This is a genomic window from Stenotrophomonas sp. B2 (genome assembly GCF_014947095.1).
Taxonomy (GTDB): Bacteria; Pseudomonadota; Gammaproteobacteria; order Xanthomonadales; family Xanthomonadaceae; genus Stenotrophomonas; species Stenotrophomonas maltophilia_P.
On the sequence record NZ_JADCQA010000004.1, the window covers coordinates 271,815 to 287,435 of the forward strand.

The 15,621-nt window shown below is 58.8% G+C and carries 11 protein-coding genes and 1 tRNA gene; 10 read left to right on the forward strand and 2 right to left on the reverse strand.

The genetic code is table 11. From position 1 onward, the window contains the following. Positions 1 to 70: 70 nt before the first annotated feature. The 10 genes from IMX13_RS06420 to IMX13_RS06465 all read left to right on the forward strand — a co-directional run bounded on the left by IMX13_RS06420 (position 71) and on the right by IMX13_RS06465 (position 10,994). Positions 71 to 1,045, forward strand: a complete 975-nt coding sequence (locus IMX13_RS06420) for a nitroreductase family protein (protein WP_193396043.1) — start codon at positions 71 to 73, stop codon at positions 1,043 to 1,045. Then, a complete protein-coding gene (locus IMX13_RS06425) occupies positions 1,042 to 2,160 on the forward strand; it encodes a polysaccharide pyruvyl transferase family protein (protein WP_065181482.1) in 1,119 nt (372 codons plus the stop codon). Before IMX13_RS06420 ends, IMX13_RS06425 begins: the two co-directional genes overlap by 4 nt. After that, a complete protein-coding gene (locus IMX13_RS06430) occupies positions 2,157 to 3,593 on the forward strand; it encodes an oligosaccharide flippase family protein (RefSeq protein WP_065181481.1) in 1,437 nt (478 codons plus the stop codon). The genes IMX13_RS06425 and IMX13_RS06430 overlap by 4 nt, the downstream gene beginning before the upstream one ends. Next, positions 3,583 to 4,488, forward strand: coding sequence for a glycosyltransferase family 8 protein (locus tag IMX13_RS06435; protein WP_193396044.1), 906 nt, complete (start codon positions 3,583 to 3,585; stop codon positions 4,486 to 4,488). Before IMX13_RS06430 ends, IMX13_RS06435 begins: the two co-directional genes overlap by 11 nt. A 21-nt stretch (positions 4,489 to 4,509) precedes the next feature. Then, positions 4,510 to 5,310: a WecB/TagA/CpsF family glycosyltransferase gene (locus tag IMX13_RS06440; RefSeq protein ID WP_065181479.1), complete on the forward strand. Its 801-nt coding sequence runs from the start codon at positions 4,510 to 4,512 to the stop codon at positions 5,308 to 5,310. A gap of 63 nt (positions 5,311 to 5,373) precedes the next feature. Beyond that, complete coding sequence (locus tag IMX13_RS06445) at positions 5,374 to 6,315, forward strand: glycosyltransferase family 2 protein (protein WP_065181478.1); 942 nt, start codon at positions 5,374 to 5,376, stop codon at positions 6,313 to 6,315. Next, positions 6,312 to 7,466, forward strand: coding sequence for a hypothetical protein (locus IMX13_RS06450; protein ID WP_065181477.1), 1,155 nt, complete (start codon positions 6,312 to 6,314; stop codon positions 7,464 to 7,466). The genes IMX13_RS06445 and IMX13_RS06450 overlap by 4 nt, the downstream gene beginning before the upstream one ends. Positions 7,467 to 7,547: 81 nt before the next feature. Continuing rightward, positions 7,548 to 9,392, forward strand: a complete 1,845-nt coding sequence (locus tag IMX13_RS06455) for an acyltransferase family protein (RefSeq protein WP_193396045.1) — start codon at positions 7,548 to 7,550, stop codon at positions 9,390 to 9,392. An 89-nt stretch (positions 9,393 to 9,481) separates the two neighbouring features. Next, positions 9,482 to 10,507 carry an acyltransferase gene (locus IMX13_RS06460; RefSeq protein WP_193396046.1) on the forward strand — a complete coding sequence of 342 codons (1,026 nt, stop codon included), beginning with the start codon at positions 9,482 to 9,484 and terminating at the stop codon, positions 10,505 to 10,507. A gap of 410 nt (positions 10,508 to 10,917) precedes the next feature. Further along, a tRNA-Arg gene (locus tag IMX13_RS06465) sits at positions 10,918 to 10,994 on the forward strand. 187 nt (positions 10,995 to 11,181) lie between these two features. Here IMX13_RS06465 and IMX13_RS06470 read toward each other — a convergent pair. Both IMX13_RS06470 and IMX13_RS06475 read right to left on the reverse strand, forming a co-directional pair. Next, positions 11,182 to 12,537: a Gfo/Idh/MocA family oxidoreductase gene (locus tag IMX13_RS06470; protein ID WP_111187265.1), complete on the reverse strand. Its 1,356-nt coding sequence runs from the start codon at positions 12,535 to 12,537 to the stop codon at positions 11,182 to 11,184. Between the two features lie 65 nt (positions 12,538 to 12,602). Next, positions 12,603 to 15,578 (reverse strand): TonB-dependent receptor, encoded by a 2,976-nt coding sequence (locus IMX13_RS06475; protein WP_193396047.1) that lies wholly within the window; start codon positions 15,576 to 15,578, stop codon positions 12,603 to 12,605. Positions 15,579 to 15,621: the final 43 nt, after the last annotated feature.

The following is a 15,621-nucleotide window of genomic DNA, read 5'->3' on the forward strand; positions in this document are numbered from 1 at the left end:
CCGCGGATTCCTGGTGACGCGCGATGCTGCGTGAAAACCACCCTCATTCCGCCATCGGCACGACAGCCATATGAAAAAGCTAACTGAATTTATAAAAGTGGCCTATGGCTACGCGAAAGTCTACTCGTATGACATCTACCGTTTCGTCAGATTCAGCGGCACCCTGAGAACGCGCACGCATCCGGCCACGCGTGGCGCCCTCATGACCAAGTACTACCATATGGTGGAGAAAGGTCTAGCGTTGCCTCAGCCGCGGCCAGGATTCGGCGCCGAGATGACCAGGGATCTTGGCGATCAAATGGAGCGGGCCATGCGGGATGGCATCTGCGCACATGAAGTGCAACTGTCCGCAGACGCCCTTGATACTTACATGGCTTTCAACGCGGAGATGGGTACACCTTCGCCTTCGCACGTAACGCAGTCGGTCGTCAGCGCTCGCAATGCAGGATTTGCGCCCTCCGGCTCGGCTCTCAAGCATATGAAAGTGCGGCAGCAAGACTCTGAGATCCATCTAGCTTTCCTGCGCAGCCGCAGCTCAGTGCGCGGCTTCGGCGATGGAGCCGTGCCACAAGAGGTGTTGTTGAAGGCAGCTCAGGCGGCCCAGTTTGCGCCGTGCGTGTGCAATCGCCAGGCTGGCCGACTCTATTTTCTTACGACCGAAGAGCAGAAGCGAAAGGCACTGAGCTATCAGAAGGGAAATCGCGGCTTCGGAGACACTGCCGCCGTCATTGCAATCGTGACAGTGGATATCGCCGAGATGCTTGAACCGACTGAGCGCTACCAACACTGGATCGATGGCGGCCTGTTCGCGCAAAACTTCCTGCTCGGCATTCACGCGCAGGGATACGGAGCGTGCCCGCTTAACTGGTCCGCGCCCATCACGCGGGACATCGGGATCCGCAAGTTGGGATATATCCCGGACTCGGAGAGCATCATCATGATGGTTGCCATCGGGCCACTCAAGGACGAGTACAGCGTGGCTCGATCAGAGCGTCGACCATTGGCGGACATTGCTCACTTCCCGGACTTGGAGCACAAGCAATGAACGTGCTGCTTCTGACCTATTCATTCAATTACAACTATGGCGGCCTGCTGCAGGCATACGCGACTGCGCAATACCTGAGCAGTATCGGCCATGAAGTTGTCGTACCCACGGCTCACCCCGCCCATATGGTGGGGAACACCTCGTTCTGGCGAGGAATGGGGCTGAAGGGCGGGAATCCGCTCAAGGCCGTCCTGAGGCGCTTTCGGCAGGCCAAGCGATACCGACGTTTTGACGCTTTTCGTTCAAGGCTTCCGCTGGCTCCGCAACTGTCCTCCAAAGAGGCCATCAATGCCGCCTTGGCGCGCTTCGACGTGATCCTTACCGGGAGCGACCAGACCTTCAATACGAAGTTCATGCCCAAGTACGATTCGTACTTCTTCCAAGGCTTTCACCACGGCGGTCCACGCAAGGTAAGTTACGCTTCCTGCTTCGGTACGCGCGAGCAGAAGCCCGAGATAATCACAAGGGCTGCGCCGGATCTGAAGAATTTCGACGCGCTTGCAGTTCGCAATGAAGTGAGCCGACAGATCATCGCCGACTTGATCGGCATTGAGTCGACAGTTGTCGTCGACCCGACGCTCCTCCATGACTTCAACGAGCTGAAGTCCGATGGGGAAGGTGCTGCCGCATCCGGTCGATACATCATGGTCTATGCATTGGACACCGCAAACTTCCCCATTGCTGAACGCATCATTGGCCAGCTGAAGGAGTCCGACCCCAATCTGGAGGTTCATTTTGTCAACGGCGAGAAGAACTTTGACAAACCTGCGTGGGCGTCGCATCTGATAAATGACTATGGCCCCCTGGAGTTCCTGCGTTCGATCCAGAACTCGGCGTATGTGGTGACCGATTCCTTCCACGGGGTCATCTTCACCCAGAAGTTCGACCGTCCCTGCATCGCCTATTCCTCAGGCTGGCGCTCCGAGCGGATCGTCAGCATGATGCGAGATTTCAATGCCTCTGATCTGTTGGTGCTGGAGAATGATCCCAACGTTGTGAGGGCAGCGGTCACTCGGGTTGTCCGCGATGGCGCGCGCCTGAGCATCAGCGACGATCTGGAGAGTAAAATCCTGCGCTCGAAGCGATACCTCAACGAAGCATTGGGCAACCCGTGAATCTGAGCCAAGTAGGCAAAAAGGGGTTTGCCCACCTGCTGGTCATTGTGCTGACGAGCAGGGCGTCTGCGTTCATTGCCCAATGGGTGATGGGCATCTTCCTGTTTCCGGAAGACTTCGGACTGATTGCAATCATCTCCATCGTCTATCTCCTGGCGTCCGGATTCAAGGAAGTCGGGCTCTATCAGATACTGCAGGAGCATCGTGACGATTTTGAATCCCAAGCACCAAGCCTCACAGCCTCTGCGCAGATACTGAATCTGAGCGGCGTTGCGCTGTTGCTTGTGGCGGCGCCAATCATGGCTGAGCACTACCACGATCCGCGGCTTCTTTGGATTACGGTAGTGCTCGCGCTCACCATGCCGTTCAACATCGCCGCACTCCCATACAAGGCCAGATCGGCGATCGCGTTCAACTTCAAGCGTATTTCCCGAGTTGAATCGGTATCGGCACTGGCCAGCAACCTCAGCATGGCCGGGCTCGCCGCAGCTGGCGCGGGAATCTACAGCTTTGTCGCGTCCCAAGTGATTTTGGCGCTCGTCACATTTCTCATGTACCGCTGGGGCCAACCGCGCATTGCAAGCCCCTTATGGCCGGGCGCAAGCAGGCTTCGAGCGTTCTTCAAACGCTGCAAGTGGTTGATTGTTTCCTCCTATCTCAACAACGTTGCTACACGAGGCGAGTACCTCGTGCTGTCTCTGATCCTGAGCAAAGCGGCTCTCGGGCTGTTCTACTTTTCCTATCAGTTGATGGCAGCAGCGGTGCAGTTGATCGGAATGGCGCTGAATCATCTCCTCTTGCCGCTCTTCTCCGCGATCAGAAACGACGCGGCTAGAGTTCGCTCAGGGCTGCACAAGGCCGGCCACGCGCTTTCGCTGATGTCAGGGGCCTTGTGCCTTTCCCTGTTGGTGTGGTTCCCATTCGTCATTCGTCATGTCTGGAGCGGAAAGTGGGATGCCGCGATTTCGCTTACTCTGATAGTGACGGCCGCTGTCCCACCGCGACTGCTGTCTTCGCCACTTGGCTCTTCCGCACTCGAAGCGATGGCGCGTTACCGTGAGCGAGGAATATTGTCGCTGGTCGATGCATTGACCTTGATTGTCTTTGTCTGGATCGGCGGCCAATTCTTCGGCGTGGAAGGCGCGTGTGTCGCAATGGCGGCCCAACGGCTGAGTGCAGGAATGCTGTTCTATTTCGCCGCCGCCAGCGCCTGCGGACTGCGCACCCGCATGGCCTTCTATCAGCTCATGAAGAACCAGGCACCCTACCTTGCCTGCGTGGCGGCGCTGTCCGGATACGTTTTCCTGATCATTGGCTACAACGGTTTCATTCACCTCGGCTTTGTTCACACCCTGGCCGTCTACGCTGCACTGATGGTGGCGTATGTGGTCATGAACCATAAACGCATCGCTGAATATGTCCTTGAACGCTGACAAACAGATTCCCCACGAGCCGCAGCGCTACTGCTTCTGCGCGGATGGGCGCTATGTGGACTTCATAGTCCCTGCCGTAGAATCAATCGCGAAGAGCTGCGCGTCGGGCACCAAGTTCTCGGTTGATATCATCGTGGACAAGGAACCAAAGGCTGGCGTTCTGGGTGCACTCAAAGCACTATGCTCCGGTGATGTGACCGTCCATGTCATTGATCCCGCCCAGTTCGGCGACCTACTGGAAGTGACGCACATTTCCAGAGGCATGTATTACCGGCTATTGATTCCAGAACTGCTCGACGCGGATAAGGTCCTGTACCTCGACTGCGACGTTCTTGTAAGACACAGTCTTAGCGACCTGTTCAACATCGACCTGGAAGGTGTTCTGGCGGGGGCGGTCATCAATCCCTTCTATGATGGAAGTCGATTGGGGCTGGCGGACGGTGATCGTTATTTCAATTCCGGCGTCTTGCTCCTGAACTGCGCAGAATGGCGTGCTGATGGCACCAAGGACAAAGTTCTGGCGTATCTACGCGCCAACACGGACTTGCTGAGGATGCCGGACCAGGACGCATTGAATGCCGTGCTCAGGGGACGATGGTGCGAGCTTGATCCCACGTACAACTGCCAGGTATCAATGCTGCTCAGGCACAAGGAACTGGCTAGAGAGCTCGCACCTGGCTGGTCCATGTCATTCCTCGAGTCACCGGCGATCATGCACTTCTCCTCGGCACACAAGCAGTGGCATTCCAGCAATCGGATCGTCTTTTCGAAGGAGTACCGACAGCTGCGCACGCACATCATGGAGCCGCGCCGCGGCCCGTTCCTGGACTTCGTCATAGGCCGGATCAGGCAAGCGAAGTTCGCCATCGGGCAATCCAATCCCTACTTCTACTAATCAGTTCGACGAAAGGCGGCAATGGCAACCAGCATCCCGGCACCGACAGTTCCCCTAAAGCGGCCCACGTTCGATACCGTGCGGTTTGGCGACTTCAACATCATTTGCGCGTCACGGCAGGACCTGGTGGACATGGCGCTTTACGACTGCGCGCATCGATCGCGCCCTGCGCAGCTGGTGTTCGATGCTAATGGCCACGCATTGTCATTGGCACGCACCGATCGGAGATTTGGCTCACTTGTACAGGAGGCCGACATCATTCATGCCGATGGAGGATTTCTGGTGTCCCTGTCCAAGCGATTGAAGCTCAATGCCATCCCTGAGCGCAGTGCCACAACTGACATGCTCCACGATTTTTCGAGGGCATTCGAGAATACCGGCTTTGGGTTCTATCTTCTGGGATCCGAGGAGCGCGTCAATTCATCATGCACCAGCATTCTGCAAGAGCAGTACAAGGGCATGAAGATTTCTGGCCGTCGCAATGGGTTCTTCACCCCGGACGAAGAACAGGAAGTTGTCGACGCAATCAACGCTTCCGGCGCGGATATCCTCTGGGTCGGCCTGGGGAAGCCCAAGGAGCAGGAATTCTGCGTTCGTTGGCGCGACAAACTGAAGCCGCGATGGATCATCACCTGCGGAGGGTGCTTCAACTACGTGACCGGTGACTATCCTCGCGCTCCTGCCTGGATGCAACGCAACAACCTGGAGTGGGTTCATCGCTTGGCCACGCGACCGAAGGAGTTGTTCGTCCGATATGCCGTTACAACGCCTCACTCGCTGTGGATCGCGCTGACAGATCATTCCAAGCTGGCTTCAAAATAGTCGCACGGCAGTTCTGCTTTCTCCACTTCCCATGGCTCGGGTAGCAGCCGATGAGAGACACGCATGTCCCCCTTCTTTTCGATTGTGATTCCCACCTACAATCGCTCATCAACCATTCTCCCGACGCTGCTTTCGGTTCAGGGTCAGACGTTCTCCGATTTCGAATGCATCATCGTCGATGATGGATCAAAGGATGTCGACGCGCTGACCAGGTTGGTAGACCAGCTTGCGGATCGGCGTTTCCGTGTAATACAGCGACCCAACGGGGGAGGGGGGGCCGCGCGCAATACGGGAATCGAGGCCGCAGTCGGACTTTACATCGCATTTCTTGATTCCGACGACTTCTTTGTACCCGAGAAGTTGGAGCTCTTCCACGCGTATCTGCGTCGGTCGCCCTATCCGGCACTTTATTCTTACGCCAAGGTGGACCGTGGGGTTCCCGAGCGCATGTGGATACGTCCCGACCGCCCGATCCGGGAGGATGAGTCGATGGCCAGCTATCTGTTCATCGCAAATCAGTTCGTGCAGACCTCAACGATCGTCATGGACAGCAGCCTCGCGAAGCGGATCAAGTTCAATCCAGAGCTTCGCAAGGGTCAAGACCTTGATTTCTGCCTCAGAGTGGACGTGGATGGGACCAAGTTCCGCATGCTGGAGCAACCCTTGATCGTCTGGACGGACATCAGCGAGGTAGGACGTACGTCGCGCCATGCGGGATCAGCGGCACCTGCCCAGTGGTTGAACCAGCACGCCCATATGATGACACCGGCGGAGATCATCGGATATCGAGCTACAGTGCTCTCCTATTATCAGCCCAAGCATCGTTTCCTGGTTGTCCTGAAGGATCTGGTACAAAGTGTGACTGTCGCGAAAGTGCCGCCCAAGGTGGCGCTCCGTCATTGGTTGCGATTCATGCTACCAAGATCGCTTTACCGCTCTATTGTCTCTGTCGCCATTCGCTCTCTGAAGCAGAAGGGCCCAAGCAGCAGTGAATTCCAAGAATGAGTATTTCCAGCGCATTCACCATCAAACGCCGGCCGTATCCAATTTCGCTGCTCTACCTTGGAACGATTCTCATCGTGACAACAGCGTGGCTACCTCGACTGTCCGGCGTGACGGTTGGCGAGCCCATGCTGGACTTGGTTTTCGCGGCATCGTCTGCTGCCCTGCTGTGGGTGTATGGCGCACGTAAGGATCGGCTCTTTGCTCAGCAGCTCTTCTGGATTGGCTACCTTGTCGCCGGTGCGGCGCTTGCCGTTGGCTTGCGGAATACAAATCCGTTGGACTTTGCGCAGGCGTACAAATTCGTCTGGTACTTGATCCTGCTCGCACCGTTCGCGTGGGCACCTGGCCCCATGAAATCGGAAGATTTCAGGCGACTGCTGAACCTTTGCCTTTTCATGTTCTTCAGTGTCTATCTAGCAAAGCGGGTCATCGGAATTGATCGGCCCGTTCTGATGACAGAGAACAACTTCGAAATCATCTTCTTGTCACTCGTCTACTTCAGCGCCCATGTTTCAGGTGTAAAGATCAGCGGATTGCAGACTGGCACACTGCTGGCCGTGGTCATCCTCTCCGGATCTCGCTCCGCTGCAATCGCTGCCGCCTTGGCCGTTCTGTTCGCGTTCGACTTCAGGTCCCGTAACTCTGCAAAAGTCGTCGGCGGAATGATCGCCGGCACCGCAGCAGTCGTGTTTGCATTCCTGATTTTCGAGAATCGCTCACAAGGTGGAATCGAGTCGATCGATAGATTTCGGTTTCTGATGATGTTCCTTGAGTCGATAAGAGACTGGGACACAACGGACTATCTACTTGGTGCCGATAGGATTTCTCCACTTCCCGCACACGTGTGCTCGTCACTCTCCTACTATCAATCGCTCTTCAGTTTTAGCGGCAACGGGAGTTGCTATTCCGTCATCCTGCATAGCTTTAATATGCGGGTGATCTACGATCATGGCCTTGCAGTAACCGCCCTGACGTTCATCTACCTCATCGGTGTGATGAAGAACGCCAAACGCCATCAGCGGCTCTGCGTCATTCTCATCGTTCTGGCAAGTGGCCTTTCCGTATCGGCCCTCAACAATGTGTATACAACACTGGGCATTGCGCTTGTGTGCCTGGCAGCCGGCGCTGCGAAGAACGAAAGATGTGAATGATTCCGCCCCCGACGGAGCGAAAGCTCGACGGCTCACGCAGCAGCTCTCCTAGAACACCCAGTTGGCGACCAGGGAAATCAGATGCAAAAGTACCGCGCAGATATCGATGGCCTAAGATCGATCGCTATCCTGCCCGTGCTCCTTTATCACACAGGCATACCGCTCATCACCGGCGGGTACGTCGGTGTGGATATTTTTTTCGTGATCAGCGGCTTCCTGATTACAGGAATTCTGCTTAGAGATTTTGATAACAACACCTACAGTGTTCTATCGTTCTACGAACGGCGCATCAGAAGAATATTTCCTGCTCTTGCAGTCGTGGTGTTCTTCACGATCATCTGCGCGCCTTTCATCTTGCTTCCCAGCGAGTTCGAGCCGTTCGGACGCGACGTCGCGTCTTCCCTGCTATTTGTCGCAAACATCAATTTTTGGCTGCAGTCGGGATACTTCTCCCCTGTCTCCGAGGCCAAGCCGCTCCTGCACATGTGGTCGCTGGGTGTCGAGGAGCAATTTTATCTGATCGCGCCCCTCGCACTCTTTGTGACCGTCAAGTATGCGCGTCGATATCGACCGGCGATAACGCTGATAGCGATCGGTCTTTCACTGGGCGCCTGCATCTATCTCACACCGCGATCGCCCTCGGCAGCCTTCTATCTCCTGCCTACGCGCGCGTGGGAACTTCTGGTGGGTTCGGCGCTGGCCATCTACATCTCGACCCGAGACAATCCTGCTCCAACGCGGGCTTCTGGATTGATCGGCGCCATAGGACTGACGCTGACCATGGTTCCAGTGTTTGTCTATGACAAGTCGACTCCCTTCCCCGGCTATGCGGCCATCGCGCCAACCGCAGGCGCGGCCATGCTGATCTATGCTGGGCCCAGCAGCTTCGCTGGACGATTGCTCAGCACAAGGCCGCTGGTCTTTATTGGCCACATTTCCTACTCCCTGTACCTCTGGCATTGGCCAGTAATCACCCTGTTTAGGAACGTGGGCTGGCTCGAAAGCAGCTTGGGCAAGGCAATCGTCATCCTTCTGTCGTCCCTGCTTGCATGGCTCACGTGGCGGTTTGTTGAATCGCCCACCCGCGATCGCACGAAGATCGGCAGCAGAACGCTTTTCGTAGGCGCAGCTTCCTCGACCGCGATCTTGTTGTTCGTCTCGGCAATCTATTCCTCTCTCGGAGGATGGCCGGGCCGGCTACCTGCCTCGACGGTCGCGTTTGACGCCGCCAGGAACGACTACAGTCCAGACCGGGCTCGGTGCCATTTCGACGGAGGCCTCCCTGACTATTCTTCAGCCTGCGTGCTTGGTCCCAAGAACGGCCTCAAGGTGGCAGTGTGGGGAGATAGCCATGGTGTAGAGATGGCGAAAGCTATCAGTGAGCAGGGCTTTTCCGTCAGGCAGCTCACCTATTCATCCTGCCCGCCCAGCTCCAACGGCGTGGGTACGAGTAACCGCCCTCAGTGCAGTGACTGGAACAAGCAAGTTGCCAAAAGCCTCGCCGATGACAAGTCAACCGGCGTCGTAATTCTATCGGCATACTTCGAATCACCGGTGTCACGCTCGGCGACCAGGCAGAACGAGCTTGCCAGAACGGCGTCGTTCCTCAGGAGTGTCGGAAAGCATGTCATTGTAATTGGACCGTTTCCGATGATCAGCCAGCGCACTGACTTGCCAACTTATCTTGCACGCGGCGGGAGCGCCGAACACGTCATCCAACTCGAAGGGATGAAAGAACTTGAGAGCACGCTGTCGAAGTCGGCAACATTGTATTCCCCTCAAAGGCTCTTTTGCCAACGCGATATATGCAACTTCGCGCCCGGCGGTAACGCCATGCTTTTTGACTCGCATCATCCCAGCATGTCGGCTGCACGTCTTGCAGCGGCGCAGATATCGCCATTGATTCATGACGTCATAGGGGAATGATAGCGTTGCAGCCCTTTTGTCCGTTATTGAATTGCAACCACATGACTGACCAACTGGCGACGTCCCGCAGTTCCTTTGAAGGATGATTCATGAGATCAGCATATTGGGATAACTGGAAAGGGCTCGCCATTGCCGCAGTCGTTACGATTCATGCGTGCAGCGCATTCCCAGGCGGCACAGCAGAATCCGGCGCGGCCACCCAGGAAATGTGGATCAGACAGCTGACCAACTTCGCAGTCCCATTTTTCTTTGCAGCCGCAGGCTTCTTTGCTCCGAAGGGGCAGATTACCTGCATCAGAGAATTCTATGCTTCCCGATTGCTGCGAATACTGCCGCCGTATCTGGTCTGGACCACGATCTATTTGGGCGTTGGAGCATTCCGTGAAGGGATGGATCCAATCACGGCACTCAAAGGCTATGTATTCGGAACGGGAATAGGAATCGGCTACTTCGTAATTGTCCTGTGCCAGTTCACTCTTCTAACCCCTTTGCTGCTGAGTCTAAAAAGTCTCACAACGCACTGGATCGTGATTATTTCCATTTCTCTTGTGGGAATCGCATACACATATTATTTTCAGACCATCGAGCCCAATACCAGACTGTCGGGCTTTCCCGCTCATGCTCTGCCCTTCTTTGTCTGGTACCCCTTCTACCATCTCGGACTGGTAGCCGGGTGGCGACGCGATGCTTCACGGATTCCGCTCCGCATGATCATTGGCGCTGTTCTCCTTGCATTCGCCGCTGGACTGCTGGAGAGCAAATACTGGCTTGCGACGATTGGCGGATCCTTCCCATTCTCGCAGCTCAAGGTCTCGAATTTCCTGTATTCAGGAGCACTATTCGCATTGGCCATTCGCCTCGCCGATGCGCAGACGCTCCTGCACAAGGGCGGCGTGCTCACCTGGCTTGGACGCAACTCGTACGCCATTTACTTGATCCATATGTTGTTCCTGCCCTCGATTCTTTCGCTATTGAAGGATTCCTGGCCATGGTCAACAAGCGGTTTGGCGCTCGTACTATCCGGTGCAGTGTTGTGCCTGGCCGTTACGAGTCTCACTGTGTTCCTGCTGAGGAAGCGCCTTCCAGAATCCCCTGCCCGCTATATTCTCGGCTAGGTGCCTGCTGCGCCAACCGCCTGGAGTTGCAGATGGCGAGTCCATCTGACATGGCCAAGCTGGGGGCATCTCGACCGGGTAAGTGCTCCATACCGGGCCGGGGTTCGACTGCGAGCCGCATTGCGAGCACTCAGGAACCGGCCAGAGCGCGTATGGCGATGCCCCTGTCGCATGGACCCGGCAACCTTGAGCGTGAGTCCCATCATCTCATCAGGCGATTCTCGACTGATCCAGCGGGCTTCATTGTCGGCCTCCCTGCGGATGGGCGAGCGGCCGGGCGCTTCGGCGATCGGTTCCACATTGCCCGTTCTTCTGTGCTCGAAATCCAGTAGCGCAATCAGGGGCAGATTTTTATCGTGGACTCCGCTAGAATTCCGCCCTACCACCGGACAACCGGTGGGTTCTACAACGCGCCCGTAGCTCAGCCGGATAGAGTAGTGGCTTCCGAAGCCATTGGTCGGGGGTTCGAATCCCTCCGGGCGCGCCATCTTTCCCTGCTCAGGCCATCGATTGTTGGCCCACCGGCACGGCCCCAGAATCAGCAGGCCGCTGATCTTCCACGCTAAGAACTGGAAGCCGGCAGCCGCCGAGCGCAGGCCCAGCGCCACAGGGGCGAGCACACCGGTCCACATAGCAACGCCGGGCATGGCCCGGCGCTACCGTGGGTGTACGGATCAGTACGTGCCGTCGAAGGCGAAGATCGGCTTGCGCTGCTTCCACGCGCCAGCGGTGAAGTCAGGGAACTCCAGCGTCTGGAAGCCATTGGCAATGGACTGCTCGGACAGCGGGGTGATCGCGCTCCAGGTCACTGCATCGTAGATGTCGATCGGCATCGGCGCCTTGGCCTTCAGTGCCTCGACGAACGCATGGATGACGAACCAGTCCATGCCGCCGTGACCGGCGCTGGCCGCGGTGTCGGCATGCTGCTTCCACAGCGGGTGCTCGTACTGATCCTGGTAGGTCTTGAACTCTTCCCACTGGTGCGGCGGGCTGCGGCCTTCAATGTGGATCGAGTGGTTGACGTCCATCCACAGACCCTTGGTGCCCTGCACGCGGAAGCCCATCGAGTACGGTCGAGGCAGCGAGGTGTCGTGCTGCAGCAGGATGGTCTCACCGTTCTCGCAGGCGAGCGTGGTGGTCACGATGTCACCCAGCTTGAACTTCACTTGGGTGCTGGGGTGGGTGGTGCCACCGCTCTTGGCCACGGTGTACTCGTGCAGGCCGCGTGCCTTGGTCGCGAAAGCGTTGATATGGGTAAAGCGGTTGCCGCGGTTGATGCCGGTGTACATCGCGCACGGGCCGATGCTGTGGCTGGGGTAGAGCTCGCCGTTGCGCTCCACCGAATGCTCGGTGCGCCAACGCGCCTCGCTCCAGCCCTTGGGACCGAATTCCACGCCACTGTCGTAAGGCTGGCTGGGATCACCGGAGTTGAACTTCACCCCGCGCAGGTCGTGCTGGTAGCCGGCCTGCAGATGCACCAGCTCGCCGAACAGGCCCTGTCGCACCATCTGCAGGGCGGCCATCACATCGCGGCGGTAGCAGACGTTCTCCAGCAGCATGTACGGCGTGCCGGTCGTAAGCTGGGTCTTCAGCACATCCCAGTGGTCCTGCAGGGTGATGCCGGCCACCACCTCGCAGCCCACGGCCACGCCCGCCTGCATGGCGGCGATCGCCATCGGCGCGTGGTATTCCCACGGCGTAGCGATGATCACGCCATCGATGCCCTTCTGTTCCAGAAGGCGCTTCCAGGCGTTGCTGTCGCGATCCTGGCCATAGGTTTTCGGCGCAGGCTTGCCGGCCTTGGTGACCATGTCCACGGCACGACCCAGCATGATCGGCTCGATGTCGCACAGTGCAATAACCTCGACATCGTCGCGGCGCACCAGCTCCTTCAACAGCACCTGGCCGCGCATGCCGGTACCGATCATGGCCAGGCGGAGGGTGCGCCCGCGCGCCCAGGCCGGGGTCTGTGGCAACAGGCTGCTGGCGGCGACGGCGGCACTGGCCGCGATGAACTCCCTGCGTTTCATGGCAAACATCTCTCCTCTTGGAAGCGCGCCGGCCGCAACCGGCGCGCTGGATCACTCGAACCTGCTTACTTGAATCGATAACCGATGGTCACACTGTAACCACGGCCGAAGATCGTCGCGTAGTCGCTGGAGTCACCCAGGAAGCTGTTCGGATCGTAGAACGGCAGCCGGTCGAACAGGTTCTTGACGGTGAAGCTCAGGTTCCAGGCGTCATCGGGGCGCCAGGTGACGCTCAGGTTGGCGGTCCACCAGGACGGCGCGCCGTCGCACTTGCTGGCCTGCAGCGCCAGGTAGCCGGCGGTGCAGGTCTCCTTGTTGTTATCGACTTCATCCACGCGGTCACGGGCCCACTTGGTACCGCCCACATAGTTGACGAACATGCTGGTGGTCACCTGCTTGTAGGTCCAGTCGGCGTTGAGCGTGGCGCGCAGGCGCGGGTTGTTGTAGTAGCCCACCACGTCGCCGTAGTACCAGCCGCTTTCCTCATCCATGTAGTAGCGGTTGCGATTGGCGATGGTGGCGGCCAGGCCCACGTTCAGCCCGCCCCACTCGCCCAGCGAGAAGCGGCTGCGTGCGTCCACGTCGAAGCCGTCGACCAGGGTCTTGCCGCGGTTCTTGTACTGGCCGACCACGCTGGCCACGTTGCCCACGGTGTAGCCGGGCAGAACCGAGGGGCAGCTCACACCGCTGGCCGGGTCGGCGCACATCGCCGCCAGCTGGGCCAGGTTTGCACGATCGGCATCAGTGATCGGCGAACGGGTGGAGGAGATGATGTCGGTGTCACGGCTGAAATCCGGGGCGACGATCTCGTTGTTGCGGTAGATGAACCAGTAGTCGGCCGACACCGACAGCCAGCTGGCCGGCTCGTAGACGAAGCCCAGGGTGGCGATCTTGGCCTTCTCCGGCTTCAGGTCCTGGTTGGGCTGGGTCATGCGGGCCACGGTGCGGCTGCAATCGACGTTGGCCAGGCTCTTGCCCAGGTCCACGTCACCGGCGCGCTGCGACTGCCGCAACAGGTCGGCGATCGCGTTGGTCTCGGCGCAGCGCACCTCATCGCGGTAGCCACCGAGCTGGGCGAACACGCCACCGCTGCCGGACTCGGCCAGGCTCGGCGCACGGAAGCCGGTCGAATAGGTGCCGCGCAGCATCAGTTGATCGAATGCCTGGTACTTGAAGCCGATCTTGGGTGCGACGTTGGCGCTGAAGTTCGGGTATTTGTCCACGCGGACCGCGGCATCCAGTTCCAGCTTGTCGGTGATCGGCGCCACCGTTTCGGCGAACAGTGCATAGGTGTTGCGCGCACCGTCGAACCACGAGCCGCCCTGCTGGGTGATCAGGCCGGCGGCTGCGTCGGCATTGCCCGGCGTGTAGAAGGTTTCGCGGCTGGCATTGAAGCCGAACGCGGCGCGCATCTCACCGGCCGGCAGCTGGAACAGCGGGCCTTCGATCTTGCCGTCCAGGGTGTGCAGGCGCGTCCAGGACTGGATGTCGAAGGTCGGGAACGCCTCGCGGATCAGCGCTGCGTTGGCTTCGCTGATCTCACCGAACTTGTATGCCGGATGGTCGGAAATGATCACCCGCCCGGTACCCGGATCCACCGAGTAGGGGCCGAAGGCCTTCTCGAAGCCCTTCAGGTTGACGTTGATGGTCTGGTAGGTGGTGGAGTGCGTGCCGGCGGTGGCGAAAGCAGTTTCCCAGTTCCAGTCACCCATGTTGCCACGTGCACCGGTCAGCACGCGGTAGCTCTTGTCGGTGTTGCGCTGGCCGAAGTAGTTGGCGCCGGCATCCTGCAGCAGGTACTGCAGGCCGACTACGCCGCCCATCATCGCCTTCAGTTCAGGGCTGGCGTGGTTGTACTCGTTGTTCGGCCCCAGGTAGGGATACAGGAACTGGTTGACCGTAGTGCCGGTATCGCGGGAGAACCAGCTGGTCGGGTTACCGGTGGTGGTGCCATAGCTGCGGGGTGTACCGCCATTGGCACGCAGATCGATGTCGGTGTAGGTCGCCTCGGCGAAGATTTCGGTCGAGTCGCCCACCAGGAAGGTGCCATTGAGGTAGGCGGTGTTGCGCTCGGACTTGGCGCCGGCGTCGATCTCGTTGTTCATCCAGGTCTCCCAGACACAACGCGGACCGGCGGCCTCGCCCTGCAGCACGTTCTTGCACCCGGGTGCGGCCTCCTGCACGCGGCGGCCGGTGACCGGATCGAAGGCGAAGTAACTGCCCGGGTTGAACTCGCCCGGCTTGCTGCCCACGCCCAGGCGCAGGTTCGTCAGGTAATTGGGATTGTTGACGTAGTACTGCTCGGGACGCTTGTCGTAGAAATCACGCAGCGGGATCGCGTCACGGCGGTACATGTTGACCGCACCGTAGATGTTGAAGCGGTTCTCGGCCAGGTCGCCGAAGCCGGCGGTGATGCTGGCCTGGCGCTCACCGTAGGAGTCGATGCGCGATGACGTATCGTTGGTGAAGTTGATCTCCGCGCCCTGGAAGTTGCGCTTGGTGATCACGTTGATCACACCGGCCACGGCGTCGGTGCCGTACACCGCCGAAGCACCATCGGTGAGCACTTCCATGCGTTCGATGGCGGCAGCCGGGATCGCATCGATGTTGACGAACTGGGTCTGGAAGCCGGCGGGTGCGCCGTAGTACGACAGGCGACGACCGTTCAGCAGCACCAGCGTGCCCTGTGCGCCCAACCCACGCAGATTGGCCTGCGAGGCACCGTCGGAGCCGGTGAACAGCGAGCGCGAATCCTGCTGCGCCGGGCGGGCAGCCGGCAGGTTGTCGAGCACCTGCAGCAGCGTACGCGCACCCATGTTCTGGATGTCCTGCTTGCTGATGACCTGGACCGGCGAAGCGGTTTCCACATCGGTACGGCGGATGTTGGAGCCGGTGACCTCGATGCGGGCCAGGTCGGTGGCGTTGTCCTTGCTGTCCTGCGCAGCGGCAGGCAGGGCGACCGAGAGCAGCGCGCCGGCAATGGCCAGCGTCAGCGGAGCGATCGTGCGACAGGGGGGGCGGCGGTAGCGTGCGGGCAACATCGGGGTTCTCTCCTGGCAGGGGTGCGGCGCGAATGTGGATCAG